At 70.9% G+C, this 25,185-nt stretch carries 23 protein-coding genes and 2 tRNA genes; 9 read left to right on the forward strand and 16 right to left on the reverse strand.

The genetic code is table 11. The features are described 5' to 3' along the window. Nucleotides 1–33 precede the first annotated feature (33 nt). The 3 genes from ABEB12_RS00325 to ABEB12_RS00335 form a co-directional block, all read right to left on the reverse strand. Nucleotides 34–1,839 (reverse strand): ABC transporter transmembrane domain-containing protein, encoded by a 1,806-nt coding sequence (locus tag ABEB12_RS00325; protein ID WP_185058383.1) that lies wholly within the window; start codon nucleotides 1,837–1,839, stop codon nucleotides 34–36. 147 nt (nucleotides 1,840–1,986) lie between these two features. After that, nucleotides 1,987–3,573, reverse strand: coding sequence for an ABC transporter transmembrane domain-containing protein (locus tag ABEB12_RS00330; protein WP_185058384.1), 1,587 nt, complete (start codon nucleotides 3,571–3,573; stop codon nucleotides 1,987–1,989). Nucleotides 3,574–3,674: 101 nt separating this feature from the next. Continuing rightward, a complete protein-coding gene (locus tag ABEB12_RS00335) occupies nucleotides 3,675–4,193 on the reverse strand; it encodes an Lrp/AsnC ligand binding domain-containing protein (RefSeq protein WP_185058385.1) in 519 nt (172 codons plus the stop codon). A 76-nt stretch (nucleotides 4,194–4,269) separates the two neighbouring features. Here ABEB12_RS00335 and ABEB12_RS00340 point away from each other — a divergent pair, with 76 nt between their 5' ends. Both ABEB12_RS00340 and ABEB12_RS00345 read left to right on the forward strand, forming a co-directional pair. Beyond that, nucleotides 4,270–5,367, forward strand: a complete 1,098-nt coding sequence (locus ABEB12_RS00340; RefSeq protein WP_221497509.1) for a Glu/Leu/Phe/Val dehydrogenase dimerization domain-containing protein — start codon at nucleotides 4,270–4,272, stop codon at nucleotides 5,365–5,367. A gap of 170 nt (nucleotides 5,368–5,537) precedes the next feature. After that, entirely contained in the window at nucleotides 5,538–5,921 is a 384-nt protein-coding gene (locus ABEB12_RS00345) for an SSI family serine proteinase inhibitor (protein ID WP_185058386.1), read from the forward strand. A 76-nt stretch (nucleotides 5,922–5,997) separates the two neighbouring features. Here ABEB12_RS00345 and ABEB12_RS00350 read toward each other — a convergent pair whose 3' ends face one another. Next, a complete protein-coding gene (locus ABEB12_RS00350; RefSeq protein ID WP_185058387.1) occupies nucleotides 5,998–6,258 on the reverse strand; it encodes a hypothetical protein in 261 nt (86 codons plus the stop codon). A gap of 73 nt (nucleotides 6,259–6,331) precedes the next feature. Here ABEB12_RS00350 and ABEB12_RS00355 point away from each other — a divergent pair, with 73 nt between their 5' ends. Next, the gene (locus ABEB12_RS00355) at nucleotides 6,332–7,078 is read left to right on the forward strand and encodes a UTRA domain-containing protein (RefSeq protein WP_185058388.1); all 747 of its coding nucleotides are present in this window, start codon (nucleotides 6,332–6,334) and stop codon (nucleotides 7,076–7,078) included. Here the strand turns inward: ABEB12_RS00355 and ABEB12_RS00360 are convergent. Further along, entirely contained in the window at nucleotides 7,064–8,689 is a 1,626-nt protein-coding gene (locus ABEB12_RS00360; RefSeq protein ID WP_221497510.1) for an AMP-binding protein, read from the reverse strand. The two genes, ABEB12_RS00355 and ABEB12_RS00360, sit on opposite strands and share 15 nt — an antisense overlap. A gap of 328 nt (nucleotides 8,690–9,017) precedes the next feature. On the opposite strand from ABEB12_RS00360, the gene ABEB12_RS00365 reads away from it, so the two are divergent. Both ABEB12_RS00365 and ABEB12_RS00370 read left to right on the forward strand, forming a co-directional pair. Then, nucleotides 9,018–10,568: an aldehyde dehydrogenase family protein gene (locus ABEB12_RS00365; RefSeq protein ID WP_345702443.1), complete on the forward strand. Its 1,551-nt coding sequence runs from the start codon at nucleotides 9,018–9,020 to the stop codon at nucleotides 10,566–10,568. 55 nt (nucleotides 10,569–10,623) lie between these two features. After that, nucleotides 10,624–11,742 (forward strand): NDMA-dependent alcohol dehydrogenase, encoded by a 1,119-nt coding sequence (locus tag ABEB12_RS00370; protein WP_185058390.1) that lies wholly within the window; start codon nucleotides 10,624–10,626, stop codon nucleotides 11,740–11,742. A gap of 49 nt (nucleotides 11,743–11,791) precedes the next feature. Here the strand turns inward: ABEB12_RS00370 and ABEB12_RS00375 are convergent, their stop codons facing one another. Next, the gene (locus ABEB12_RS00375) at nucleotides 11,792–12,760 is read right to left on the reverse strand and encodes a WYL domain-containing protein (RefSeq protein WP_185058391.1); all 969 of its coding nucleotides are present in this window, start codon (nucleotides 12,758–12,760) and stop codon (nucleotides 11,792–11,794) included. Nucleotides 12,761–12,822: 62 nt separating this feature from the next. Between ABEB12_RS00375 and ABEB12_RS00380 the strand changes: the two genes are divergently transcribed. Further along, the gene (locus tag ABEB12_RS00380; protein WP_185058392.1) at nucleotides 12,823–13,371 is read left to right on the forward strand and encodes a mycothiol transferase; all 549 of its coding nucleotides are present in this window, start codon (nucleotides 12,823–12,825) and stop codon (nucleotides 13,369–13,371) included. Here the strand turns inward: ABEB12_RS00380 and ABEB12_RS00385 are convergent. Both ABEB12_RS00385 and ABEB12_RS00390 read right to left on the reverse strand, forming a co-directional pair. Next, nucleotides 13,368–14,561 (reverse strand): hypothetical protein, encoded by a 1,194-nt coding sequence (locus ABEB12_RS00385; protein WP_185058393.1) that lies wholly within the window; start codon nucleotides 14,559–14,561, stop codon nucleotides 13,368–13,370. The two genes, ABEB12_RS00380 and ABEB12_RS00385, sit on opposite strands and share 4 nt — an antisense overlap. A 383-nt stretch (nucleotides 14,562–14,944) precedes the next feature. Further along, the gene (locus ABEB12_RS00390) at nucleotides 14,945–15,127 is read right to left on the reverse strand and encodes a DUF1508 domain-containing protein (protein WP_185058394.1); all 183 of its coding nucleotides are present in this window, start codon (nucleotides 15,125–15,127) and stop codon (nucleotides 14,945–14,947) included. Between the two features lie 209 nt (nucleotides 15,128–15,336). On the opposite strand from ABEB12_RS00390, the gene ABEB12_RS00395 reads away from it, so the two are divergent. From ABEB12_RS00395 to ABEB12_RS00405, 3 genes are read left to right on the forward strand one after another with little or no spacing between them, the layout of a single operon-like run. Beyond that, a complete protein-coding gene (locus ABEB12_RS00395) occupies nucleotides 15,337–16,716 on the forward strand; it encodes an MFS transporter (RefSeq protein WP_185058395.1) in 1,380 nt (459 codons plus the stop codon). Nucleotides 16,717–16,728: 12 nt separating this feature from the next. Next, entirely contained in the window at nucleotides 16,729–17,160 is a 432-nt protein-coding gene (locus ABEB12_RS00400) for an SRPBCC domain-containing protein (protein WP_185058396.1), read from the forward strand. Beyond that, nucleotides 17,150–17,491: a metalloregulator ArsR/SmtB family transcription factor gene (locus ABEB12_RS00405; protein WP_185061030.1), complete on the forward strand. Its 342-nt coding sequence runs from the start codon at nucleotides 17,150–17,152 to the stop codon at nucleotides 17,489–17,491. The genes ABEB12_RS00400 and ABEB12_RS00405 overlap by 11 nt, the downstream gene beginning before the upstream one ends. Nucleotides 17,492–17,510: 19 nt before the next feature. On the opposite strand, the gene ABEB12_RS00410 is transcribed toward ABEB12_RS00405, so the two are convergent. The 8 genes from ABEB12_RS00410 to ABEB12_RS00445 form a co-directional block, all read right to left on the reverse strand. Then, nucleotides 17,511–17,586, reverse strand: a tRNA-Ala gene (locus tag ABEB12_RS00410). A 41-nt stretch (nucleotides 17,587–17,627) separates the two neighbouring features. Next, nucleotides 17,628–17,738, reverse strand: a complete 111-nt coding sequence (locus tag ABEB12_RS00415; RefSeq protein ID WP_221497511.1) for a DLW-39 family protein — start codon at nucleotides 17,736–17,738, stop codon at nucleotides 17,628–17,630. Between the two features lie 181 nt (nucleotides 17,739–17,919). After that, nucleotides 17,920–18,033 carry a DLW-39 family protein gene (locus tag ABEB12_RS00420; protein WP_221497512.1) on the reverse strand — a complete coding sequence of 38 codons (114 nt, stop codon included), beginning with the start codon at nucleotides 18,031–18,033 and terminating at the stop codon, nucleotides 17,920–17,922. A 30-nt stretch (nucleotides 18,034–18,063) separates the two neighbouring features. Further along, nucleotides 18,064–18,137 (reverse strand) — tRNA-Ile (locus ABEB12_RS00425). Nucleotides 18,138–18,215: 78 nt separating this feature from the next. After that, nucleotides 18,216–19,529, reverse strand: coding sequence for a DUF3566 domain-containing protein (locus tag ABEB12_RS42010; protein ID WP_185058397.1), 1,314 nt, complete (start codon nucleotides 19,527–19,529; stop codon nucleotides 18,216–18,218). Between the two features lie 104 nt (nucleotides 19,530–19,633). Beyond that, a complete protein-coding gene (gene gyrA / locus ABEB12_RS00435) occupies nucleotides 19,634–22,129 on the reverse strand; it encodes a DNA gyrase subunit A (RefSeq protein WP_185058398.1) in 2,496 nt (831 codons plus the stop codon). 20 nt (nucleotides 22,130–22,149) lie between these two features. Next, the gene (gene gyrB, locus ABEB12_RS00440) at nucleotides 22,150–24,138 is read right to left on the reverse strand and encodes a DNA topoisomerase (ATP-hydrolyzing) subunit B (RefSeq protein WP_345702444.1); all 1,989 of its coding nucleotides are present in this window, start codon (nucleotides 24,136–24,138) and stop codon (nucleotides 22,150–22,152) included. Between the two features lie 304 nt (nucleotides 24,139–24,442). After that, on the reverse strand, nucleotides 24,443–25,033 hold the full coding sequence (locus ABEB12_RS00445) for a DciA family protein (protein ID WP_425572173.1): 591 nt from the start codon (nucleotides 25,031–25,033) through the stop codon (nucleotides 24,443–24,445). Nucleotides 25,034–25,185 lie beyond the last annotated feature (152 nt).

The raw sequence follows: 25,185 nt of genomic DNA on the forward strand, positions 1-25,185 counted from the left end.
AAGCGACCGAACCACCCTGCTGAACCGACTGAATCAGGGTGCTGCTGTGACCGAATCGGGGTGTTGGGTGCCGGACCAGGCGCGGTAGAGGTGCGCGTAGGGGCCGTTGGCGGCGATCAAGCTTGCGTGCGGTCCCTCTTCCACGATTCGGCCGTCCTCCATCACGATCACGCGGTCGGCGTCCCTCGCGGTGTGGAGCTGGTGCGCGATGGCGATCACCGTGCGCCCGTGCAGCACCGCGGCCAGTGAGCTTTCCAGCTCGCGGGACGCGTTGGGATCGATCAGTGACGTGGCCTCGTCCAGCACCAGGGTGTGCGGGTCGGCCAGGATCAGCCGGGCCAGCGCCAGCTGCTGAACCACCGCCGGCGGCACGCTCTCCGCGCCGGTGCCCAGGTTGGCGTCCAGGCCGGTGCCCGAATCGGCGCCGTCCCGGCCGGGCGAGGTCAGCGCGCGGGCCCAGGCGGCCGCGCCGACCACGCCCAGGGCCTGCCACAGCTCGTCGTCCGTGGCGTCCCTGGGCAGCACCAGGTTGTCCCGCAGGGTGCCGGAGAACACGTGCTGCTCCTGGGTCACCAGCACCACCTCCTGGCGCCGGCGTTCCAGTGGCAGCGCGCTGATCGGTACCCCACCGACCAGTACCTGACCGGTGCGCGGCGCGTTGATGCCGGCCAGCAGCCGGCCCAGCGTGGACTTGCCCGCCCCGGACGGCCCGACCACGGCGATCCGCTCGCCCGGCCGGACGTCCAGGGACACCTCGCGCAGCACGTCCCGGTCCGGCCGGTAGCCGAACGACACATCGCGCACCTGGATCGCCCCGCCACTCGGGCGCAGCGAGTCGTCCCCGGTGTCCGGCGGGACCAGGCCGACGCCGAGCACCCGACGCAGCGCGGCCCGCCCCACCTGGAGCTCGTCCATCCAGCCGAGCACCTCGTTCACCGGTTCGGCCAGCGCCCTGGCGTACAGCACGGCCGCCGTCAACTCGCCGATGCCGACCAGCCCACGCGAGTACAGCCAGGCGCCGAACAGCAACAGCGCCACCACCGGAAGCACGGCGGCCGTCTCCAGCCCGACCAGGAAGCCGGACCACAACCGGGCCAGCCGCCGCTCGCCGGTGCTGGCCACCCGGATGGTGCGCTCGTGGTGCACGCGCCGGCGCTCGGCCAAGCCGAGCGCCTCGACCGTGCGCCCGCCGGTGACCGTCTCGTGGGTGCTGGCGTGGATCGCCGCCCAGCCGGCCAGCGTGCGCTCGTAGGTGGGCACCGCGCGCGGCCGGTACCACCTGGTCACCAGGACCAGCACCGGCACCGAGACCAATCCGCCCAGCGCCAGCAGGGGCGAGTTGAGCAGCATGGCGACCACGGTCAACACCACCGTGAACGACGCCACCAGGATCTCCGGCGCGGCCTGGCGCAGGCCCTCGTCCAGCTTGTCGACGTCCGAGGTGGCCCGGCCGAGCAGCTCGCCGGTGCCGGCCCGCTCCACGGTGTCCAGCGGCAGCCGCACCGCATGGCTCACCAGGTCCTCTCGGGCCTGCGCCAGCAGCCGCTCGCCGAACACCACGGATACGAACCGGGCCCACCGCCGCAGCAGCGCCTCGACCAGCAGCACGCCGACGAACGCCAGCGCGATCAGGTCGACCGTGGTGGCGGCGGTATTGCGCCGCACCGACTCGACCAGCTGGCCGAGCAGCCACGGCCCGGCCAGGCCGACCGAGGTCGCCGCCACGAACAGCACCAGCATCGCGGCGAACGCACCTCGGTTGGCCGTGGCCACCCGCCACACCCAGGCCCGCACCTCCCGGCTGCCGGCCAGCGGCAGCACGGTCTTCCGTTGCTTCATGACTCATGCCTCCCGCAGGCTCGGCCAGCGCGTTCCGCGCTGGTTCTCCCGCCCGCGCCTAACTGGGCGCGTACTCGGCCAGCGCGTTCCGCGCTGGTTCTCCCGCACGCGCCTAACTGGGCGCGTACTCGGCCAGCGCGTTCCGCGCTAGTGTTCTTCGGTTGCATCGGCCACCGACGCCCACAACGGGCTACGGCTGATCACCACCGTGGTCCGTCCCCGGCGCAGGTGGGCCACCCGGCGGGCGATACGCGCCTCGGTGTGCGCGTCCACCGCCGAGGTGGGCTCGTCCAGCACCAGTACATCCGGATCCGCCGTCAGCGCCCTGGCCAGCATCAACCGCTGACGCTGGCCACCGGACAGCTGCCGGCCGCGCTCGATCAGCTTCTCCTCCAGGCCGTCGGGCAACCCGGCAACCACGTCCGAGGCGTCGGCCGCCCAGAGCGCTTCGTCCAGGCTCACCCGCGAACCGAGCCGCACCTCGTTGCGCAGCCGGCCGGAGAACAGCACATCCTGGTTGTGCGCCACCAGGATCCGGCGCCGCACCTCGGCCAGGTCGGCCTCGCGCAGCGGCAGTCCGCCGTGGATGGCCACCTCGGAGTCGGTGTAGCGGCCCAGCCGGTCGGCCAACTCCTCGGCCGAACCGTTCGTGCGCACCACGGTCAGCGCGCCCGGCGCGCAGCGCAGCCCGCTCTCCGGGTCGTGCAGGCCCAGCGGGCCCACCGGCAGTGGGGACGGATGTTGCGGGCTGCTCAGCGTCGGTTCCAGGCTGAGCACCTTGATCACCCGGCCACCCGCGACCAGTGCCTCGCTGACCACGTGGGCCGCACTGGTCGCGGTGGACACCGGGATGACCAGGTACGCCGCCACCCCGTAGAACGCGACCAGTTCACCCACGCTCAGCTCCCCGGCCAGCACCAACCGGGCGCCGAGCCAGATCACCGCCACGGTGACCAGGCCGGGCAGGAACACCTCGATACCGGACAGCCAGGCGTCGATCCGCCCGGCCGCCACGCCGGCGTGCCGCACCCGCTGGCTGGTCTCCGCGAACCGGTCGGCAAACCGCCGCTCGCCGCCAATGCCGCGCAGGATGCGCAGCCCGGAGACGATGTCGGCGGCGATGGTCGTCGCGTCGCCGACCCGTTCCCGGTGCTCCTCGGTCCGCCGACGAAGCGGGCCGAGCAGTGGTGCCAGGCCGGCGGTGGCGATCGGCACACCGATCAACACCACCGCCCCCAGCAACGGGCTGCGGGCCAACAACAGCGCGGCCACCAGCACGAACGCCAGGAGAGACCCGACGGTACGACCGAGCACCTCGAATGCGCCGCCGATGGAGTAGACGTCGGTGGAACCGATGGCCACCACGTCGCCGGAGCGGATCTTGCGGGGCAGCGCGGCGCCCACCCGGGTGCCGTGCGCGAGAACCTCCCGCTGCACCCGGACCGCCGAGCGGATCCACAGCATGCCGGAGTGGTACTCGGCCAGCCCCAGGCTGATCACCTGCACCACGCCGAGCAACACGATCACGGTGACCCAGGTGATCAGCGACCCGCCGAAACCCCACGCGCCCACGCCCAGCAGTTCGCCGAGGATGTCCTCTTCCGGCTCGCTCCCCGGACCGGCCTTCTGGCCGAGCGCGGCGTCGATCGCCTTACCGATGGCCAACGGCATCAGCGCGGCCGGCAGCGCGGCGAGCACGCCGAACGCCATCGCGGTGGCCAGCGTGCCCGGCATCGCGCGCAGCAGTGACAGCAGCAGCCGCAGCGGCGATCGGGTGTTCAGCGATGTGGGTCAATAGAAAGTGGTCATACCGCGAGGCTGCCAGAAGCTGACGATCAACGCGACCGAGTTTCCGGCCCTCGGCGGCCGACCCGGCTGCGCGGCGGGGCCAGCGGTTCCTCGGCCAGCGCGGTGACCACCTCGGTCGCGGTGTGCTGGAAGATCACCGAGGAGCGGAAGCTGGCGATTTCCCGCCGCTTGCTCAGCCGGTCCAGCAGGAAAGCCTGCAGGTGCTCGACGTCGGCCACCGCCACGTGCAGCAGGAAGTCGTCGCCGCCGGCCAGCACGAACACCGCCAGCACCTCGGGCAGGCCGAGCACCGAGTCGTGGAAGTCGTCGATCACGGCCCGGTTCAGCGGCCGCACCTGCACGGTGACCAGCGCCTGCACCCGCCGGCCGAGCGCGGGCAGGTCAACCCGGGCGGTGTAGCCCCGCAGCACGCCGCGCTGGCTCAGCAGGCGCACCCGTTCCAGGCAGGTGGACGGCGCCACACCGACGGCGCGAGCCAGCTCTCGGTTGGTCTGCCGGGCGTCGCGCTGGAGTTCGGCCACCAGCGCCGAATCAATGGCGTCCATGGCCAATATTCTCCCCTCCCGGCCGAATTTTGTTCGGACTCTGCGCCATCCGGCCGTCGTTCTTCCTAGTTTTTCGGTGTCGACGGGAACGCGGGAAGGGGACGAGATGCTCGAGCACGACCAGGTGGTGCTGCGCCGGGGCGAGCGCTCCGGAATTCCGGTCATCGTGGCGATCCACTCCACCAGGCTCGGGCCGGCGATCGGCGGCTGCCGGCTGTGGCGCTACCCGGACTGGCGGGACGGGCTGGCCGACGCGCTCCGGCTCGCCGAGGGGATGACGATCAAGAACGCGGCGGCCGGGCTGCCCTGCGGCGGCGGCAAGACCGTGCTGGCCGTACCGCCGGACCTGCCGCTCGGCCGGTCCGCGCGGGCCGACCTGCTGGCCGACGCCGGCGACCTGGTCGAGTCGCTGGGCGGCCGGTACATCGTCGGCCCGGACGTCGGCACCTCGCCGGACGACATGATCACGATCGGCGAGCGCACCGGCAACGTGTGGTGCCGGCCGGAGTCGTACGGCGGCAGCGGGGATTCCTCGCCGCACACCGCCGCCGGTGTGCTGGCCGCGCTGGATGCCACGCTGCGGCATCTGTACGGGCCCCTCAACGTTGCGTTTCCTGACGCAGAGCAAGGGGGTGGCGTGGCCGGGCGGCGGATCACGGTGGTCGGGCTCGGGCACGTCGGATCGCATCTGGCGCGTTCACTGGCCGGCGCGGGGGCCGAGCTGACGGTGACCGACGTCGATCCCGGCCGCCGGATGGTGGCCGCCGAGCTGGGCGCCCGCTGGGCGGACCCGGTGGATGCCCTCACTGCCGAGGCCGACGTGCTCGTCCCGGCCGCCCTTGGCGGGCAGCTGACCACGGACTTGGTTCCTCGGCTGCGGTGCCGCGCCATCGTCGGGCCGGCCAACAACCAGCTCGCCGCGGAGCAGGTGGCCGAACTGCTCCACCGGCGGGGCATCACCTGGGTGCCGGACTACCTGGCCAGCGCGGGCGGCGTGGCCTACACGGTCGCCCGGGAGCTGCACGGAATGCTCCCACCCGACGCGGAACGCCAGGTCACCCAGATCGGCGCGCGCACCGCCACCCTGCTCGACGCCGCCGCCCGCGATGCCGTCTCCCCCCATAAGGCGGCGCTCCAAACGATCGCCAACCTCCTGGCCCCCACCCCGGCCTGACCCACCACCCAAGGCCACCCCGCCCCGAGTGGCCGGTCAGCGGCGAGGGTGGCCGGTGTGACCCGAATGCTGAGGGCTTCTTGCGGAGGGTTCGCGTAACGTGGGGGCGGCTAGCAAGATCGGTTTGGGAGGGGATCAACATTCGCGGTGCGTGGCTGACGGCGTTGTGCATGGCGGCCGGAGCCGGTGCCGCCGCCCTGGTCGCCCCTCTCGCCTCGGCCGACTCGGCGAGCGAGTCGGCGGCCAACGAGCTCACGGTCACCGTCACCGGCAGCCCGGTCCCCGGCCAGAACGGAACCCACCGGCTGACCTGCGAGCCGGCCGGCGGTAACCACCCCGACCCGGCCGGCGCCTGCCGCATCCTGGCCGGGATGGCCGACCCGTTCGCCCCGGTACCGGCCAACCAGATGTGCACGCAGATCTACGGCGGCCCGGCCACCGCACAGGTCACCGGCCGCTGGCGAGGGCGCCCCGTGGACGCCGCGTTCCGCCGCACCGACGGCTGCCAGACCTCCCGCTGGGACAACCTGGCTCCCGTGCTACCCGCCCAGTAGGGCGCGGGCGGCGGCCGAATCGGCGGACCTCGGTGGTACCTGGATGCGTGGCTGAAGAACCCGGGGATGCCGCCTACTACCAGCGCAAAGGCTTTCGCCGGGCGCGAGCGATCGAGGATCCGCCTGAGCGTCGCGGCGTTCTGTTCGGGCGCGAGATCACCACGTCGTAGCCGAGCCCACCGCCGGCATCGCGAGCCAATGGTTGCACCTTCGACCGACGCAGATTGCGGTTGCCGCGCCGGCACGCGCGCAGGTACTCCCAGTCCGCCGAGCCCAGCCACACCAGACCGCCCGCGACGACACCACCGATGAAGCCACCCAGTAGAAACTCCGGCATGGTTATCTAGATTACCAGTTATCTAGATAACGTTGGTCGTTCCGGGCAACGAGTGTCTAGATAGCCTCGGTCAATGCCGCGAACCAGACCGTGGGTCCGTATCGCCGAGGACCTACGCAGCGCTATCGCCGCCGGCCAGTACCGGCCCGGCGACTCGCTGCCCACCGCGCGCGAGTTGATGGACCGCTGGGGAGTCGCCCGGCAGACGGTGCAGAACGCAGTCGACCAGCTCAGGGCCGAGGGGCTGGTGGCCAGCCGGCCCGGGCTGGGTTGGTACGTCGCCGACCGTCCGCTGGTCCGCCGGCTGGCGAGGAATCGACTGGCCCGGGCCGAACGCGACGCCGGCCGCGGTGCGTTTCTCAGTGATGCGGCCGAGGGCGGTTGGCGAGCCGAGGTAAGCGTCGAGGTGAGCCAGCAGCCCGCGGACGACCGCATCCGGATCCTTCTCGAACTGGAAAACGACGCCCCGGTGGTGGTCCGGTCCCGGCAGATGCGCGCCGATGACCAGGTGGTTCAGCTCGCTACGTCGTACCTGCCGGCGTCGATCGCATCGGGTACCGCGATCGAGCGGCCGGATACCGGCACCGGTGGGGTGTACGGCCGACTGGAGGAGCTCGGACACCGGCTGACCCATTTCGAGGAGGCGGTGCGCGCCCGCCCGCCCCGGCCGGACGAGGCCGCCAGCCTGGGTATCCCGTACGGCTACCCGGTGCTTGCGGTGACCCGCGTGGCGTTCAGCGGGGACCGGCCGGTGGAGGTCAATGACATGGTGATGGCCGGAAACCGGTATGAGCTGATCTACCAGCTACCCGCGCAGTAGGGCGCGGGCGGCGGCCCAGCGGTAGTCGGCCTTCCCGCTGGGGCTGCGCTGCACTCGGTCCACGAAGATGATCTCCTTGGGCAGCTTGTACCTGGCCAGCGTGGTCGCGCAGTTGGCGAGCAGGGCGTCGGCCGAAAGCGTGGCACCGGACCGAGGGGCGACGATGGCGACCACCTCGGCGCCCCACCGGGCGGACGGCCGGCCGCACACCACCGCGTCCGCGACGTCCGGGTGCCGCTTCACCGCCGCCTCCACCTCCTCGGCGAACACCTTCTCGCCGCCGCTGTTGATGGTCACCGAGTCGCGCCCGAGCAGCTCTACCCGGCCGTCCGCGAGCAGCCGGGCCCGGTCTCCGGGAACGGACAGCCGCTCGCCGTTCACCACCGGGAAGGTGGCGGAGGTTTTCGCCTCGTCACCCAGGTAGCCCAGCGGCACCCGGCCCCGCGACGCCAGCCACCCGGTGCCCGGGTGTCCCGGTGCCAGGAACCCGGACCGGTCCTCGGTGAGCAGCACGGTCCGCGAGTCGGCGTGGAAGGACTTGTCCACCCCCTCGGCGGCGCCCTGGACCCCGGTCTCCGAGGAGCCGATGGTCTCCATCAGCCGCAGTCCGCCGATCAGTGAGGCCAACCCCTCCTTCACCGAGGGTTGCAGCGCGGCACCGCCGCTGACCAGGAACTTCAGTGACGACACATCCCGGGGATGCCGGGCCAGCTCGTCCACCAGTGCGCGCCCGAAGGCGTCCCCCACGATGGACATCTGGGTGACCCGCTCACGGGCCACGGCGTCCCACACGCCGGCCGGGTCGAACCGGTGCACCTGGTCCGGGAACACCACGGTGTTGCCAGTGCACAGCGCGAGCAGCGCGCCCCACTGCGCGGCGCCGTGCATCAGCGGTGCGCACGGCAGCATCCGCCCCGCACGCGGGCCGATCGCGCCGACCACCTCGGCTACCGAGTCCCACTCCCGCCCGGCCCGCCGGTTGACCAGGCCGACCCCGGTCACCGCCACGTCCGCCTGCCGCCACAGCACACACTTCGGCATCCCCGTTGTACCGCCGGTATACAGAGCGTATACGTCATCCGGCGACGGCTCCGCCGGCACCGACGGGGGCACCGAGGCCAACGCCGACTCGTAGTCCACCGCGCCGGGCAGCAACGGCTCGCCGGAATCGTCCGCCACCTGCAACAACACCGGCCGTTCGGCCGACAGCCCGGCCAGCGCGGCGGCGAGCACGGGTGCGAACCGGGCGTGGTACTGGATCGCCCTCGGCCGCGCATCGGCGAGCAGATAACGCAGCTCCTCGGGCACGTACCGGTAGTTCACGTTGAACGGCGCCACCCGGGCCAAATAGCCGCCGAGCATGCCCTCCAGGTACTCCGGCGAGTTGTACAGGTACTGCGCCAGGAAGTGCTGGCCGCTCTGGTGACCGGCCAGCGAGGCGCGCGGCGCGAAGCAGCCGAGACCGTGATCGTGCAGGTAGCGGGCCAGTCTTCGGCTCCGGTCCAACAGTGCCCGGTAGTCGGTCCGGCGGGCGCCGTGCACCACGGCCGGCCGATCGGGCACCGCCGTGGCGACCGCCTCGATGGTGGTGGCGAAGTTCAGCTCACTCACCAGCGCAACACCAAGAGCGTCCGGCAGGTGAGGGATCCGGCTCGCGGCGCCCAGGCGAATGCCTCGCGGCGTTGTCGTCGGTCGACATAGCTCCGCTATGCCTCCCTCCGAGTTGGACACAGCCTTGCGATGCATCCACCTGGATCGCCGCTCCCTTATCGAATCCCTCACCTGCCGGACGCTCTAAGGCGTGACGCCAGAGAACGCCGTTCTCTAATCTTCACGAAAAGCGTACTGCGCAGTACGGTGTACGTGGATCGCAGTATATCGCCCAACACCAAATACTGTTAGGTTTATCCGAACGCGACCTCATTTCCGGGAGACAGCCGTGACGACGACGCAGTCAGGCCCCATCACGCATGACGCCGGCGAGACCTTCGAGGTGCGCAGCCCGATCGACGGGAGCGTGGCCGCCCGGCTGCCGCTGCACGGCCCGGACCACGTGGCCGCCGCCGCTGCCCGGCTGCGCGCGGCCCAGCCGGCCTGGGAGGACCTCGGCCCCAAGCAGCGCTGCAAGTACCTGCTGCAGTGGCTCGACTGGATCATGGACAACGAGCGCCGGCTGCTCGATCTGGTGCAGAAGGAGAGCGGCAAGTCCTGGGGCGACACCTCGTTCGAGTCGGTGGTCGCCGTACAGATCATCAACTACGTGGCCAAGCACGCGCCCAAGTGGCTGGCCGACGTGAAGGTGAAGCCGGACGGCCTGCTCAACAAGACCAAGCGGCTGAAGGTGCACGCCCGCCCCTACCCGCTGGTCGGCGTGATCACCCCGTGGAACTTCCCGCTGACCATGCCGCTGCTGGACATCCCGTTCGCGCTGGCCGCCGGGGCCGCCGTGCTGTCCAAGCCGTCCGAGGTCACCCCGCTCGCCTGGTCCGAGGCCGCACGCGGCTGGCAGGAGATCGGCGCCCCCCACGTGCTGGAGTGCGTCACCGGGCTGGGCGCCACCGGGGCGGCCGTGGTGGACCAGGTGGACATGATCCAGTTCACCGGGTCGACCCGCACCGGCCGGGCGATCGCGGTTCGCGCGGCCGAGCGGCTCATCCCGGCCAGCCTGGAACTGGGCGGCAAGGACGCGATGATCGTGCTGGACGACGCCGACCTGGACCGCGCGGTGAACGGCGCGGTGTGGGGCGGGCTGTTCAACGCCGGCCAGGTGTGCATCTCGGTGGAGCGCCTGTACGTGCACGAAGGGATCTACGACGAGTTCGTTTCCCGGGTGTCGGAGAAGGTCGCCGCGATTCGGCAGGGCACCGACACCGACCACAGCTTCACCAACGACATCGGCGCGATGGCCACCCCGGCCCAGGTGGACATCGTGGACAAGCACGTGCAGGACGCGCTGGCCAAGGGCGCACGGGTACTCACCGGCGGCACCCGGGGCGAGGTCGGCAACTACTACGCGCCGACCGTGCTGGTCGACGTGGACCACAACATGGCCTGCATGACCGAGGAGACCTTCGGCCCCACCCTGCCGATCATGAAGGTCGGCTCCGAGGAGGAAGCCGTCCGGCTGGCCAACGACTCGCCGTACGGCCTGGCCGGCAGCGTGTGGAGCCGCGACGCCAAGCGCGCCGAGGCCCTGGCCAAGCGGCTGGACACCGGCGGCGTCACCCTGAACAACGCGCTCACCGGGGTGGCCCAGATGGGTGTGCCGTTCGGCGGCTGGAAGAGCTCCGGGATGGGCGCGCGCAACGGCGGCGCGTACTCGGTCCGCAAGTACACCCGGCAGCAGGCACTGGTCGGCGAGCGGGTGGCGATGAAGTCCGAGATGAACTGGTACCCGACGACGCCGGAGAACGCCGGCAAGATGGCCAAGGCCGTCCGGCTGCTCGGCATGCACGACTGGCGCCGCCGATTCGGCAAGCCCGCGCGCTAGTACCGAGTTAACCTCCTCATCCGCACCCCCACCGAAGGAAAGGCTTGAGAAGTCAATGAAGACGAGATCCGGGATCCTCCGGCAGGCTCCGGGCAAGTACGAGGTGGTTGAGGTCGACCTCGAGGAGCCCCAGCACGGCGAGGTCATGGTCAAGCTGGCCGCCTCCGGCATGTGCCACTCCGACGACCACATCGCGACCGGGGACATGCCGGTCGGCACCTACCCGATCGCCGGCGGGCACGAGGGCTCCGGGGTGATCGCGCAGGTTGGGCCCGGTGTGCGCGGGTTGGCCGAGGGCGACCACGTGGTGTTCTCGTTCCTGCCCGGCTGCGGGCGCTGCCGGTGGTGCGCCTCCGGCATGCAGAACCTGTGCGACCTGGGCTCGACGCTGCTCGTGGGCTCCCGGCCCGGCGACCCGACCAGCTTCCGGATGTCGTTGGACGGGGCGCCGGTGGGTCAGATGGCCGGCATCTCCACGTTCTCCGAGTACACCACCGTGGACATCGCCAGCGTGGTGAAGATCCCGGACGACGTGCCGCTGGTACCGGCCTGCTTGCTCGGCTGCGGCGTGGGCACCGGTTGGGGTTCGGCGGTCAACTCGGCGCAGGTGCAGGTCGGCGACACCGTGATCATCATGGGCATCGGCGGCATCGGCATCAACGCGGTGCAGGGCGCGGCCCACGCCGGCGCGGCGAACGTCATCGCGGTCGACCCGCTGCCCTTCAAGCTGGAGAAGGCCGAGGAGATGGGCGCGACCCACACCTTCTCGACCATCGAGGAGGCCGGCGAGTTCGCCCGCTCGGCGACCAACGGCCAGGGCGCCGACTCGACCATCGTGACCGTCGGCGTGACCGCCGCCAACCACGTCGAGCAGGCCTACTACACGATCCGCAAGGCCGGCACCCTGGTACTCACCGGCATCGGCAAGGCCACCGAGGGCGCCCCGCCCATCCCGCTGATGGACCTCACCCTGAGCCAGAAGCGCATCCAGGGTTCGCTGTTCGGCGCCTGCGCCCCCAGCAAGGACATCCTCCGCCAGGTGGACCTCTACCAACGCGGCCTGCTCAAGCTGGACGAACTGATCACCACTCGGTACACCCTGGACCAGGTGGCCCAGGGCTACGAGGACATGCACGCCGGCAAGAACATCCGCGGCGTCATCGTCTTCGACTGACCCCTTCACGGTGAGACGGCCGTCCGGGCATCCGCCCGGGCGGCCGTTCTCATGCGACGGCCCGGCCGAACCGGCCCGCCCAGGTGGTCAGGTAGTCCCGCAGCTCGGGCGAGTCGACCAGGGTGAACTCGGCGTCCAGCGAGCCCAGCGCCATCGCCGGCCATTCCAGCGCGTCGGCGGTCATCCGCACCAGGCAGCTGTCCTCGCCCCGCGCGGCCACCTCGGCCCACCGGCCGATCTTCCTCCGCACCGCCTCAGCGGGCGCCCGCACCAGGGCCTGGATCTCGTGCACGGTTTGCTGTTGCGGGCCCCTGACCCGTTGGCGCACGAACTCGCCGGCATTCTCGGCGGGCAGCGCGCGCGGGCGGAACCGGGCGCCGGTGCGAGCCGGCTCGGTCAGCCGGTCCACCCGGAAGCTGCGCCAGTCGTTGCGGCCCAGGTCGTAGGCCACCAGGTACCACCGGCGGCCCAGGGAGACCAGGCGCAGCGGTTCCACGTGCCGGCGGGTGCGCGCGCCGTCGGCCGCCGTGTAGTCGAACTCCATCCGTTCCGCGTCCCGGCACGCCTGCGCCACCTTGACCAGGGCATCCGGGTCGGTGCCCAGGTCCGGAGCGCCACCGCCCCAACCCGGTGACACGGTCATTGCACGCAGCGCCTCTACCCGCCGGCGCAGCTTCGGCGGCATTACCTGGATCACCTTGGCCTGCGCCCGCACCGACGACTCGGCCACCCCGGCCAGCCCGCTCTGCGCCGCCGCGCGCAGCCCGATGACCAGCGCGACCGCCTCCTCGTCGTCCAGCACCAGAGGCGGCAGCGCCGCGCCGGGGGCGAGCTGGTAGCCGCCGTCCACGCCCCGGGATGCGTTCACCGGGTAGCCCAGCTCGCGCAGCCGGTCGACGTCCCGGCGCAGGGTCCGGATGGAGACCTCCAGCCGCCGCGCCAGATCCTCGCCCGGCCAGTAGCGGTGGGTCTGCAGCAGGGAGAGCAGGCGCAGGGTCCGCGCGCTGGTGTTCGCCATGTTTTCGAGTATGCGGCAATTGAGGACAGAAACTGGCACTTGGGGCCTCTACCTTCAGGTTCATGACCTCAACCGAGCTTCCCCAGACCCTGACCGGCGAGCGCGCGGACCTCCTGGCCACCCTGGCCCAGCACCGCTTCTTCCTGCGCAACACCACCCGCGACCTGACCGACGAACAGGCCGGCCGGCGCACCACCCGCAGTGAGCTGTGCCTGGGCGGGCTGATCAAGCACGTGGCGCACGGCGAGCGGCAGTGGGTGTCGTTCATCCTGGAAGGCCCGAGCGCGATGAGCAAGAACGGCAAGGAGTGGGCCGACTGGACCGAGGAGGACTACGCCGACTACCACAACGACTTCCGGATGCAGCCGGGCGAGACCCTGGCCGGCGTGCTCGCCGACTACGAGCGCGCCGCCGAGCGGACGAACCAGGTGCTGGCCGCGCTGCCCTCGCTGGACGACGACCACCCGCTGCCGAGCGCGCCCTGGTTCGAGCCGGGCGCCCGCTGGTCGGCCCGCCGGGCGCTGCTGCACATCATCGCGGAGACGGCCCAGCACTCCGGCCACGCCGACATCATCCGGGAATCCCTGGACGGCGCGAAGTCGATGGGCTAGTTGTCCTCGGAACTCGACGACTTCGACGACGACCCGCCGCCGCCCGGGATGTTGCACTTGCCTCCTGCGTAGATCGGGCCCGACAGCACCGGACGACCGGGCGGCGGGTTGTACTCGGCCGGGACGTCACCGGTGATCTTGTTCATGCACGCGTCGGTGGCGCTCTTGGTGCCGCCCTCGCCGCCGATCCACATGTCCAGGTGTCCGTCGCCCGAGCCAGCGGCGCTGGCCCCGGTGTCCTCGGCGATGACGTACCGCTTCACCGTCGGCAGGTAGAACCGCGAGCCGGCCTTGAAGATCCCGGTGCCCTTGCCCGGCACCGCGACGGTGATCGGGTCGGCGTACGTGCCGGTGCCGCCGGCCTTCTTGTGCAGGACCGGGTTGCTCACCTCGGCCGAGCCGGGTGGCGTGTTGTCCTGATAGGAGTAGCCGGTCAGCTCGATCTTGAGCTGCTTCGAGGTGCCGGCGTAGGCCGGGCCGCCATCGGAACCCGTGCCGCCGGACGCCTTGTTGCCCGTCGCGGCCGGCTTCTTCGCGGCGTTCTTGGTGGTGCTCTTGGCGGCGGTGCCCGGCTTGGTGGCCGGGCTCGGCTTCACCTTCGGCGGGGCGGCCGGCACGTCAGGCGCCGGCACGTCAGGCGCCGGCCCGGCCGGGGCGTCGGCCGCCGGCGGCACGGCCGGCTGGGCGAGCGGGATGTTGGCGTTGGTGCTCTCCCCCGACCCGCTGTTGCTGCGCAGGCCGACCAGCACGGTGCCGCCGGCCACCAGCGCGACCACCGCGCCGGCGACCAGGAAAAGCGTCCGGGTGCTGGGCCGGCCGGCGCGGTCGGCGCGCCGCCGGGCACCGCTGGCCCGCATCCGCCTGCGCGCCGCGCCGCGGGAGCGCCGGGCGGGCGGGCGGATCGCCTCGGTCCGGGCCTCCTCGGGTTCCGCGGGCTCCGGCTCCGCGGGCTCCGGCTCGGCGGGCTCGAAGAGTGAGCGGGTCTCCAGCTCGGCGAGATCGGTGCCGGGACGGTCCACCGGCTCTGCGTCGAACCCACCCGAGTGGGTCGGCCGGCGCGGAGCGGGCATCCAGTCCTCGTCGGACGGGGCCGAGGACGACTGCGCGCGTGGCTCTGGGACGGCCGGCTCATCGTCGAACACCGAGGTGCTCTCGTCCTGCCGGCCACGTGGGGAGCGGTGCCGTGCCATTTCTTACCTCCGGACCACAGGGCCGGGGTGGGCATCCGGTTTCGGGGAACCGGCGGATGGGGAGCCGTGCCCTTCGTTACCCAGCCTTAGCTAATCCGTTGGCGAAGGTATCAGAAGGGTGAGAGCGCTCGACCAACCGGATACGGACGGTGAGCCCATAGGGCGGATTCACGCGTCCAACGGCCAGCCACCGGGCTAGGCGCACCGCCGGCGGTCGACACCCGTTCAGGGCGCCCGCGCCGGACGGTGCGCGGCCCCGGTGGCGGCGCGCGGTCGCTGGCGTCTCCCGCGCGCGCCGCACTGCCCGGGCTCGGGAAGCGCGTTCCGCGCCGTATCTCCCGCGCGCGCCGCACTGGGCGCGCGCTCGGCAAGCGCGTTCCGCGCTAGGACTCGACCTCGATGACCTCGGCGCCGTCCGCGGCCCGCTGTACCGACTCGCAGCCCTTCTTGGCCGCCGACTTGCTCTCGTAGGCCTCACCCGTCGCGACCACCTGCCCGTTGGTCGCCTTCAGGCGAAAACGGTACTTGCCGGCGCGGTCCTGGTAGACCTCGAACTTCCCAGCCATGAGCATCTCCAAGTGATTTTTGATCATGCTCGGACAGCGGAAGCTTAATGTTGTGGCGCTTAGCACACCACCGCTGACACGCCCCCGACCCCTGATCGAGACCTGGCCCTCACCCGCTCGATGGCGCCCGTCTCAGCCTCTTGACGCAACTATACGGTTGCCATACTGTCAAGTTGCAACCAATTAGTTGCCATACTTTGGAGGCTCCGATGGACTTCACCAACCGGGAGCGGCTGGTGCTGCTCGTGCTGCTGGGCGCCGGCTTCATGCTCTCCGTGGACTTCTCGATCCTGAACGTGGCGCTCCCCGAGGCCGGTGCCGGCGTCGGGCTGGGAGCGGACCAGCTGCCGTGGATCACCACCGCGTACGCGCTGCCGGCGGCCGGGTTCACCCTGCTGTTCGGTCGTCTGGGCGACCTGCTCGGCCGGCGCCGGCTGCTGATGTCCGGCATGGTGCTGCTGGCCGGGGCATCCCTGGTCGGCGGCTTCGCCTCCGGACCGGAGACCATGCTCACCGCGAGGGCACTGCAGGGCTTCGCCACCGCGATGGCCATTCCCTCGGCGTTGTCGCTGCTCACCACCACGTTCGCGGAAGGCCCCCGCCGGGCTCGGGTGCTCGGCCTGAACGGCGCGCTGCTCTCCGGCGGTTTCACCGTGGGCGCGTTGGTCGGCGGCGGGCTGGTCACCGTGCTCGGCTGGCGGGCGGCGTTCTTCGTCAACGTGCCGGTCGCACTGGCCGTACTCATCGCCACCCCGTTCGTGATCGGCGAGAGCCGGGCCGAGCGGCGGACCAGGCTGGACGTGCCGGGTGCGGTCACGGTGACCGGCGGCCTGCTCGCGGTGGTCTACGCGGTGATGGAGCGACACCTGGTCTCGGCCGTGGTCGGTGTGCTGCTCCTGGCCGCGTTCTGGGTGATCGAGCTGCGCTCGCCGGCGCCGCTGGCCTCGCTGCGTGTGCTGCGCCGGGCCACCGTCAAGTGGGGCAACCTGGCCTGCTTCGTGGTGTTCGCCATGGAGCCGGCGATGATCTTCCTGACCACGCTGTACCTGCAGCGGGTGCTGGGCTACGGCCCGCTGGGCACCGGACTGATCTTCGGCATCCCCGGTCTGGCCTCGGTGGCCGCCGGCGTGCTGGCCGGGCGGGTCATCGGGCGGTTCGGCGCCCGGCCGGTGCTGGCGGTGAGCATGGCCGTGCAGGGGTTGGCGACGCTTCCGCTGGTGTTTCTCGGCACGCACCGGGCCGCCGCGTTGGCGATCCTGGTGCCGGCGCTGTTCATCGGGTTCTTCGGGCACGTGGCGGCCATCGTCGGAGCCACGGTGACCGCCACCTCCGGGCTGCCCAACGACGAGCAGGGCCTGGCCACCGGGTTGACCTCGATGAGCCAGCAGGTGGCTATCACGGTGGGCATCCCGCTGCTCAGCGCTGTGGCCGCCACCCAGGCCAGCCAGTTGGCCGGCATGCACCTGGCGCTGGGCCTGAACGTGGTGCTGACGCTGGGCACCGTCGCCCTGATCTGGCCGCGGCTGCGACCGCGCACCGGGCACCGCCCGCCGGCGGTCCGCGAGGCCGTGCCGGCGAACGCCACCTGATAGGAATGCGCCATGGGATTCCCCGATCGGATCGAGCGGACCATGGACCTCGACCACCCACCGGCCAAGGTGTGGGCGGCGATCACCAGCGCCGAGGGTCTGGGCACCTGGTTCGGTCACCACGCGACGATCGATCTGCGTCCCGGCGGCGCGGCCCGGATGACCTGGGATCACGGCTACGACAACGACCTGCGCATCGAACGGGTGGAGGAACCCACCGTTTTCGGCTTCACCTGGCGGGTGTTCGGCATGCCGAAGGACGACCCGCGCCGCACCTACGTCGAGTTCACCCTCGAACCGGTCGGCGCGGGCACCCGGCTGCGGGTGGTGGAGACCGGGTTCGCCCAGCTACCCGACGAGGAGTACCGCAAGGGTTACGACTCCCACCTCGAAGGCTGGGCGTCTGAGCTAGGTGAGCTCGGTGACTACCTCGATGAGGCCTGACCCGGCGGCGGACAGCGAGGCGATCGCCGAGCAGGTGTTCGTCGCGCTGGCCGATCCCACTCGGCGGAGCATCCTGGCCGAGCTGGCCGCCCGGGGCCCGGCCACCGCGACCGACCTGGCCACCCGCCTGCCGATCACCCGGCAGGCGATCGCCAAGCACCTGAACCTGCTGTCCGACGCCGGCCTGTTGATCGCCGAACCCGGGGAGCGGCGCCGGGTGCGCTACCGCCTGCACTCCGCGCCGATGCAGGTCGCACAGCAGTTCCTGGCCGCCCTGGCCCGCGACTGGGACGGCCGCCTGGACGCCCTGCGCGAACACCTCAACGGCTGACCGCGCGCTGGAAATCGTCTGGTGGAGACGAGGGGAATCGAACCCCTAACCCCCGCCTTGCAAAGGCGGTGCTCTGCCAATTGAGCTACGTCCCCGGTGCGGGCGCCTGGTTGCGCCCGCCGTTCGGATGGCTGGGTCAGCCGGTCGCCTGCTGCCAGAGGTCGTCGTTGTCACGCGACCTGGCCTTGTTGAAGACGAACAGCGCGGCGCCGACGACTATGGCGAGTGCCAGCAGCTTCTTCTTCATGTAAATCCCTGATCCTCGAGTTTACGCGGTTGATGTGGGCCTCGTCGTTCTCAGCAACGCGCTCTGAAGAGACCGAGCCTTGGCCCTTAGAACGAGGCGTTAACGAGCCTAGCCCAGCCGCCGAGATCAGGTTGCGTGGGGTTAGTGGCCCGGCGCGTCCGGGTGGACGGGACAGGTGCCCTCAGATGGCGGTGGTGGCCTGCTGCCAGAGGTCGTCCTCGGACCGCGAGCGAACCTTGCTGAACACGAAAGCGGCGGCGCCCAGAACGGCGACGATGGCCAGCAGCTTCTTCATCTGAAACCCCTGCGAGAAGAATCGGAGGAGTGGGCCCAGGAGGACTTGAACCTCCGACCTCATCGTTATCAGCGATGCGCTCTAACCGTCTGAGCTATGGGCCCCTCTGAACGAGGTGTCACCAAGACTACCGAAGCCCGCGAGCCGGTTTCCAACCACCCCCGGTGTCCAACCAGGACACCTCACTCGCGCTCGGACAGGGTCACCTCGATGCCTCCGACCAGGTCGGCGGAAACGTTGTAGATGAACGCCGCCACGGACAACGCGACCGCCACCAGCAGGCTGTTGATCGCACCGATCACCGCCGCCATGCCGAACACCCGCCCGGCGCTGATCAGTCGTTGGCTGGACTGCTCGGCCACCAGGTCGGCGTACTGGCCGTTCAACCGGTCCCATACGCCCATGCCGTCCAGCACGCCGTACAACAGCCCGGCGGCGATCAGCCAGACCAGGTAGAGCACCACCGCCAGCACCAGGGCGATCTTCAACACGGACCACGGATCCAGCCGCTTGAGCTGCAGGGCGGCCTGTCGGGGCCGGCGAGGCCCCCGGGCCCAGCTCATCGGCAGCCCGCCGGGTCCGCTCCGGCCGTGGTCCGCGTCCGGGTCACCGGGCAGGCCGGAGGTCACCGGGCGGCGCATGTCGGTGGTGGCCGGGTCGATCGGCGAACCGCCGACCCGGCCGGCCATGCCCGGCGGCATCGGTGGGCCGCTCGGCCTCGGCTTCCCGGGCTTCGCCGGCTTGCCGGGACGCCCCGGCTTGCGGGAACCGCCCCCGGGCCCGGGGGGTGCGGGCGGGTTCGGCCGCCCGCCGGGACCCGGAGGTCGGGGTGGCGCGGGCCGGCTCGCGGCCAGACCGGCCGAGGTCGTGGCCGGCGATTCGGTGAGGTCCTCGGCCTGGCTCGGCCCGGCGGTGCCGGACGGTGCGGGGCCGGCGGGGATCCGCTGCCACGGCGGCGGCAGCACCGGAGGGGGTGCCTCGGCGTGACCGTTGTAACCGGCCGGCGCCGAGACCTCGGCGGCTTCCGCCTTGCGTCCGGCCGGCTCGTCGTCCTCGGCGCCGGGGGCGGCCGGTGACGCCTCGGAGCCGGAGCCGCGCGACGCGGCCGGGTCGGAAGCTTCGGAAGAAGCCGGCGAGTCGCCCGGCCCGGGCCGACGTACCGGCGAAGGGCGTTTCGGCGCGGCGGACTCGGCCCGGGCGACCGGCGAGGGCTTCCCCGCGCCGGTCGTGGTCGTCCCGTTACGCGCGGACTCACCGTCGGTGGGCTCGGCCGGCCGGCTCCGTTCAGCGGCCTCGGAAGGCTCGGCCGGGCGGCCCGGTCCGGCAGCCTCGGAAGGCCTGGCCGGACCGGTGCCGTTGGCCGGACCGGTGCCGTGGGTCTCGGCGGAATCGGCGTCCTGACCGGGCGTCTTCCCAGGATCGGCGGGTTTGCCGGCGCCTCCCTTACCGGGACTGGGTGGGCTCGACCGCCGCTCGTTCGGGGTGGGCTCGGTCACGAGTTAGCTCGCGCCTCCTCCGTGTCTCCGTCGAACGCCCGAACCGGGCGTCCGACCCGGCCCGCCGGCATCGCCGACGGGTCGCTGCTCGCTCGGCCCACCGATCAGGCGGAGCCGTTGCCTTCGGGACCATCCTCGTCCGCATTGCGCGCGATGGCCAGCAGCGAATCACCGTCTCCGAGATTCATCAGCCGCACGCCCTTGGTCTGGCGACCGGCCTTGCGCACCTCACGGGCCCTGGTCCTGATCACGCCACCGCTGGAGGTGATGGCGTAGATCTCATCGGCCACGTCCACGATCAGCGCACCGACCAGGGTGCCCCGTCGGCGGTCGTACTGCAGGGTGAGCACACCCTTGCCGCCCCGGCCCTGCACCGGATAGTCCTCGAGCGGTGTCCGCTTGGCGTACCCGCCGGCCGTGGCGACCAGCACGAACTTGCCCTCCTGGACCACGCCGAGGGAGAGCAGCTTGTCCTCCCCGTTGAACCGCATGCCGAACACGCCGGAGGTGGCCCGGCCCATCGGGCGCAGTGCGTCGTCGTTGGCCTGGAACCGGATGGACTGGCCCTCGGCGGAAACCAGCAGCAGGTCGTCGTCCGGTCCGCACAACACGGCGCCGACCAACTCGTCGTCGTCGCGCAGGTTGATGCCGATCAGGCCGCCGGACCGGTTGGAGTCGAAGTCCTCCAGCTTGGACTTCTTCACCAGCCCGTTCCGGGTGGCCAGCACCAGGTAAGGGGAGGCCTGGTAGTTCTTGATCTGCATGACCTGGGCGATCTGCTCGTCCGGCTGGAAGGCCAGCAGGTTCGCCACGTGCTGGCCGCGCGCGTTGCGGTTGGCCTCGGGCAGCTCGTACGCCTTGAGCCGGTACACCCGGCCCTTGTTGGTGAAGAACAGCATCCAGTCGTGCGTGGAGCAGACGAAGAAGTGGGCGACGATGTCGTCCTGCTTGAGCGCCGCGCCCTGAACGCCCTTGCCGCCACGCTTCTGCGCGCGGTACAGGTCGGTCTTGGTGCGCTTGGCGTAGCCGGTCGCGGTGATCGTGACGACCACGTCCTCGACCGCGATCAGGTCCTCGTCGGCCACCTCGCCGTCGTCGGCCACCAGCTGGGTGCGCCGGTCGTCGCCGTACTGCTCGACGATCTCGGACAGCTCGTCCTTGACGATCTGCCGCTGCCGCTCGGGTTTCGCCAGGATGTCCTGGTAGTCGGCGATCTCCCGCTCGATCTCGGCCAGCTCGTCGATGATCTTCTGACGCTCGAGGGCGGCCAGCCGGCGCAGCTGCATGTCCAGGATGGCTTGGGCCTGGATGTCGTCGACGTCCAGCAGCTCGATCAGGCCGGTCCGGGCGATCTCCACGGTCTGCGAGGCGCGGATCAGCGCGATGACCTCGTCCAGCGCGTCCAGCGCCTTGACCAGGCCGCGCAGGATGTGGGCGCGTTCCTCGGCCTTGCGCAGCAGGTAACGGGTGCGCCGGACGATGACCTCGATCTGGTGCCGCACGTAGTGCCGCACGACCTGGTCCAGCCGCAGGGTGCGGGGCACCCCGTCGACGATGGACAGCATGTTGACGCCGAAGCTGTACTGCAGCTGGGTGTGCTTGTACAGGTTGTTCAGCACGACCTTGGCGACCGCGTCCCGCTTCAGCGTGACGACGATGCGCATGCCGATGCGGTCGGAGCTCTCGTCGGCGATCTCCGAGATACCGGCCAGCTTGCCGTCGCGCACCAGCCCGGCGATCGACTCGATCAGGTTGTCCGGGTTGACCTGGTAGGGCAGCTCGGTGACGACCAGGATCGTGCGGCCCTTGGCGTCCTCCTCGGCCTCCACCACGGCGCGCATCCGGATGGAGCCGCGGCCGGTGCGGTAGGCCTGCTCGATGCCGGACCGGCCGACGATCAGCCCGGAGGTGGGGAAGTCCGGCCCCTTGATCCGCTCCATCAGCGCCTGGAGCAGTTCCTCGTCGGTGGCCTCCGGATTCTCCAGCGCCCAGACCACGCCGGCGCCGACCTCACGCAGGTTGTGCGGCGGGATGTTGGTGGCCATACCGACCGCGATGCCGGAGCTGCCGTTGATCAGCAGGTTGGGCACCCGGGACGGCAGGACCAGCGGCTCCTGGGTCTTGCCGTCGTAGTTGTCCCCGAAGTCGACGGTGTCCTTGTCGATGTCCTGCAACATCGCCATGGCCAGCGGCGTCAGCCGGCACTCGGTGTACCGCATGGCGGCGGCGGGGTCGTTGCCCGGCGAACCGAAGTTGCCCTGGCCGTCGATCAGCGGGTAGCGCATCGACCACGGCTGGGCCAGCCGGACCAGCGCGTCGTAGATCGCCGAGTCGCCGTGCGGGTGGTAGTTGCCCATCACGTCGCCGACCACGCGGGCGCACTTGACGTAGGAACGGTCCGGGCGGAAGCCGGAGTCGAACATCGAGTACAGCACGCGCCGGTGCACCGGCTTGAGCCCGTCCTCGACCAGCGGCAGCGCCCGGCCGACGATCACGCTCATGGCGTAGTCGATGTAGGAGTTCTGCATCTCCTGCTGGATGTCGACCGGCTCGATGCGGTCGCCGCCGGAGGGGGGTGCCGGGTCCATGGTGTCGGTCACGAAAGCCCTTTTCTAATGGATCAGACGTCGAGGAAGCGGACGTCTTTGGCGTTGCGGGTGATGAACGAACGGCGCGACTCCACGTCCTCACCCATCAGGATGGAGAACAGCTCGTCGGCGGTGGCCGCATCGTCCAGGGTGACCTGCAGGAGCAGCCGGTTGGTCGGGTCCATGGTGGTTTCCCACAGCTCCTTGGCGTTCATCTCGCCCAGACCCTTGTACCGCTGGATGCCCTCTTCCTTGGGCAGCTTCTTGCCGGCCGCCCGACCCGCCTCGATCAGGCCGTCCCGCTCCCGGTCGGAGTAGGCGTACTCCGGCTCCGAGCCCCGGCCACCCCACTTGATCTTGTAAAGCGGCGGGCAGGCGAGGAAGACGTGGCCGTGCTCGATCAGCGGCCGCATGAACCGGAACAGCAGGGTGAGCAGCAGCGTGCGGATGTGCTGGCCGTCCACGTCGGCGTCGGCCATCAGCACGATCTTGTGGTAACGCAGCTTGGCCAGGTCGAACTCGTCGTGGATGCCGGTGCCCAGCGCGGTGATGATCGCCTGGACTTCGGTGTTCTTCAGCACCCGGTCGATCCGGGCCTTCTCCACGTTGATGATCTTTCCGCGGATGGGCAGGATCGCCTGGAACATGGAGTCACGGCCGGACTTGGCGCTACCGCCGGCGGAGTCACCCTCGACGATGTAGACCTCGGAGCGGGACGGATCGGTCGACCGGCAGTCGGCCAGCTTGCCCGGCAGCCCGCCGATGTCCCCGGCCGACTTGCGGCGCACCAGCTCGCGGGCCTTGCGCGCCGCCATCCGCGCCTGGGCCGAGGAGACCGCCTTCTGCACGATGGTCTTGGCCTCGGTGGGGTTGCGCTCGAACCAGTCGGCCAGCCACTCGTTGCACACCCGCTGCACGAACGACTTGACCTCGGTGTTGCCCAGCTTAGTCTTGGTCTGCCCCTCGAACTGGGGCTCCTTGACCTTGACGCTGACCACGGCGGCGAGACCCTCGCGGATGTCGTCGCCGGTGAGCGCGGAGTCCTTCTCCTTGAGCAGCTTCTTGTCCCGCGCGTAGCGGTTCACCGTGGAGGTCAGCGCGGCCCGGAAGCCTTCCTCGTGGGTGCCGCCCTCGTGCGTGTTGATGGTGTTGGCGAACGTGTGCACCGACTCGGAGTAGCTGGCGTTCCACTGCATGGCGACCTCGAGCTGGTGCTCGTCGCCGGCCGCCTGGAACGCCACGATCTTCTTGTGGATCGGCGTCTTGTCCTTCGTGCGGTTGATGTGCGCGACGAAGTCCTCCAGCCCGCCCGGGTAGCAGAAGGTGCGCTCCTTGACCTTGGCCACGTAGCCTTCGGCGTCCGGCTCCTCCTGGTCGCCGTTGTCGCCGTTGCGCTCATCCCGCAGCACGATGGTGAGGCCCTTGTTCAGGAAGGCCATCTCCTGGAGGCGGCGGGAGATCGTCTCGATGTTGTAGGTCGTGGTCTCGAAGATCTGGTCGTCGGCCCAGAAGGTGATCGTGGTGCCAGACCGGTCGGTGCGCTCGCCCTTGCGCAGCGGGCTGGGCACCGAACGCTGGTAGCTCTGCCGCCAGACCGTGCTGGCCAGGTGGATCTCCACCTCCAGCGCGCTGGAGAGGGCGTTCACCACGGAGACGCCGACGCCGTGCAGACCACCGGACACCGCGTAGGACTTGTCGTCGAACTTGCCGCCGGCGTGCAGCCGCGTGAGCACCAGCTCGACGGCCGGCACCTTCTCCACCGGGTGCACGTCCACCGGGATGCCCCGGCCGTCGTCGGTGACCTTGACCCCGCCGTCGGCGAGCAGGGTGACCTCCACCTTGGTGGCGTAGCCGGCCATCGCCTCGTCGACGGCGTTGTCCACGACTTCCCAGATCAGGTGGTGCAGCCCGCGTTCGCCGGTGGAGCCGATGTACATGCCAGGGCGTTTGCGGACCGCCTCGAGGCCCTCAAGCACTGTGATGGATGAGGCGCTGTAGGCGTTCTTCTTCTGCGCAGCCACGGACCTGTACATCTCCTTGCCTGGAAAGGACCGGCCGAGGAGGCTCTATGTACCTCGACCGGGGGTGCTCGGCGCCGGAGTCCGGGGCTCCCTGCGTCATCCCCCCTTACATCTTACTGGTCGGGCCGACGAGAACGGCGTCTAGGACACCCCTAGAAAGCTCACAGAGCGCCGATCGTGGGTCGAGGAAGGTTCGCGCGCCGGAAAACCCCGTCTCGCCCCGTCTGCGCGCCGCTCGATGCCCCGACTGTCACGCCCCGTTTCCGATGCCGCACACATATATAGGTGGGCCGGCCGGCGCCGGTCAGCCGTAGGTGTCCCGGGGACCCCGCCCAGGGGCGTGGCGTGGGCCTTTGCGCCAGCTCGGCGCGGCCGGACCCTGCACCTTCATCTGGCGAACCACGTCCGGGCCCACCCCGGCGGCGATCTTGGCCAGCAGTTGGCGGCGGAGCAGGCGCAGTTGGGTGGCCCAGGCGGTGGAACTGGCGGCCACGACCAGCTCGCCGTCGCGCAGGCTGACCGGGGTGGCGTGCTCGGCCACGTCCGCGCCGACCAGCTCCGCCCAGCGGCCGAACACCGAGGCCGACGTCAGCCGCGCCTGCCAACCCCGGTCGGTGGAAACCCGGGAGAACAGCCGGCCGAACGGCTGCGGGTCACGCTCGTCCGGGCGCGGGCCGGACCACCGCCGCCTACGGCCTCCCTGGCCGGTGCGGCGCCAGCGTCCCTTGGCCGGCTCACCGGTCCGCCGACCATTTGCGGCTGCCGCCTCCTGTGCGGCTGCCAGCGCACGGCGAGCCAGATCTGCCCCGCTCCCGGCTACCTCGCCGTCCTCGCCCCTGCCGCCACTCTCCGCCGCCCCGCCCTCATGCCCGGCCGCACCGCGACTCCTAGCCACACCGCCATCGCTCGCCACGCCGTCGCCCCTCGCCACACCGCCACCCTTCGCGGCACCGCCACCCTTCGCGGCACTGCCACTCTTCGCGGCACTGCCGCGCCGAGCCGTGCCGCCATCACCGCCCGCACCACCACGCCGAGCCGCGGCCCTAC

It is taken from the genome of Actinospineispora eucalypti (assembly GCF_039543365.1).
Lineage (GTDB): Bacteria > Actinomycetota > Actinomycetes > Mycobacteriales > Pseudonocardiaceae > Pseudonocardia > Pseudonocardia eucalypti.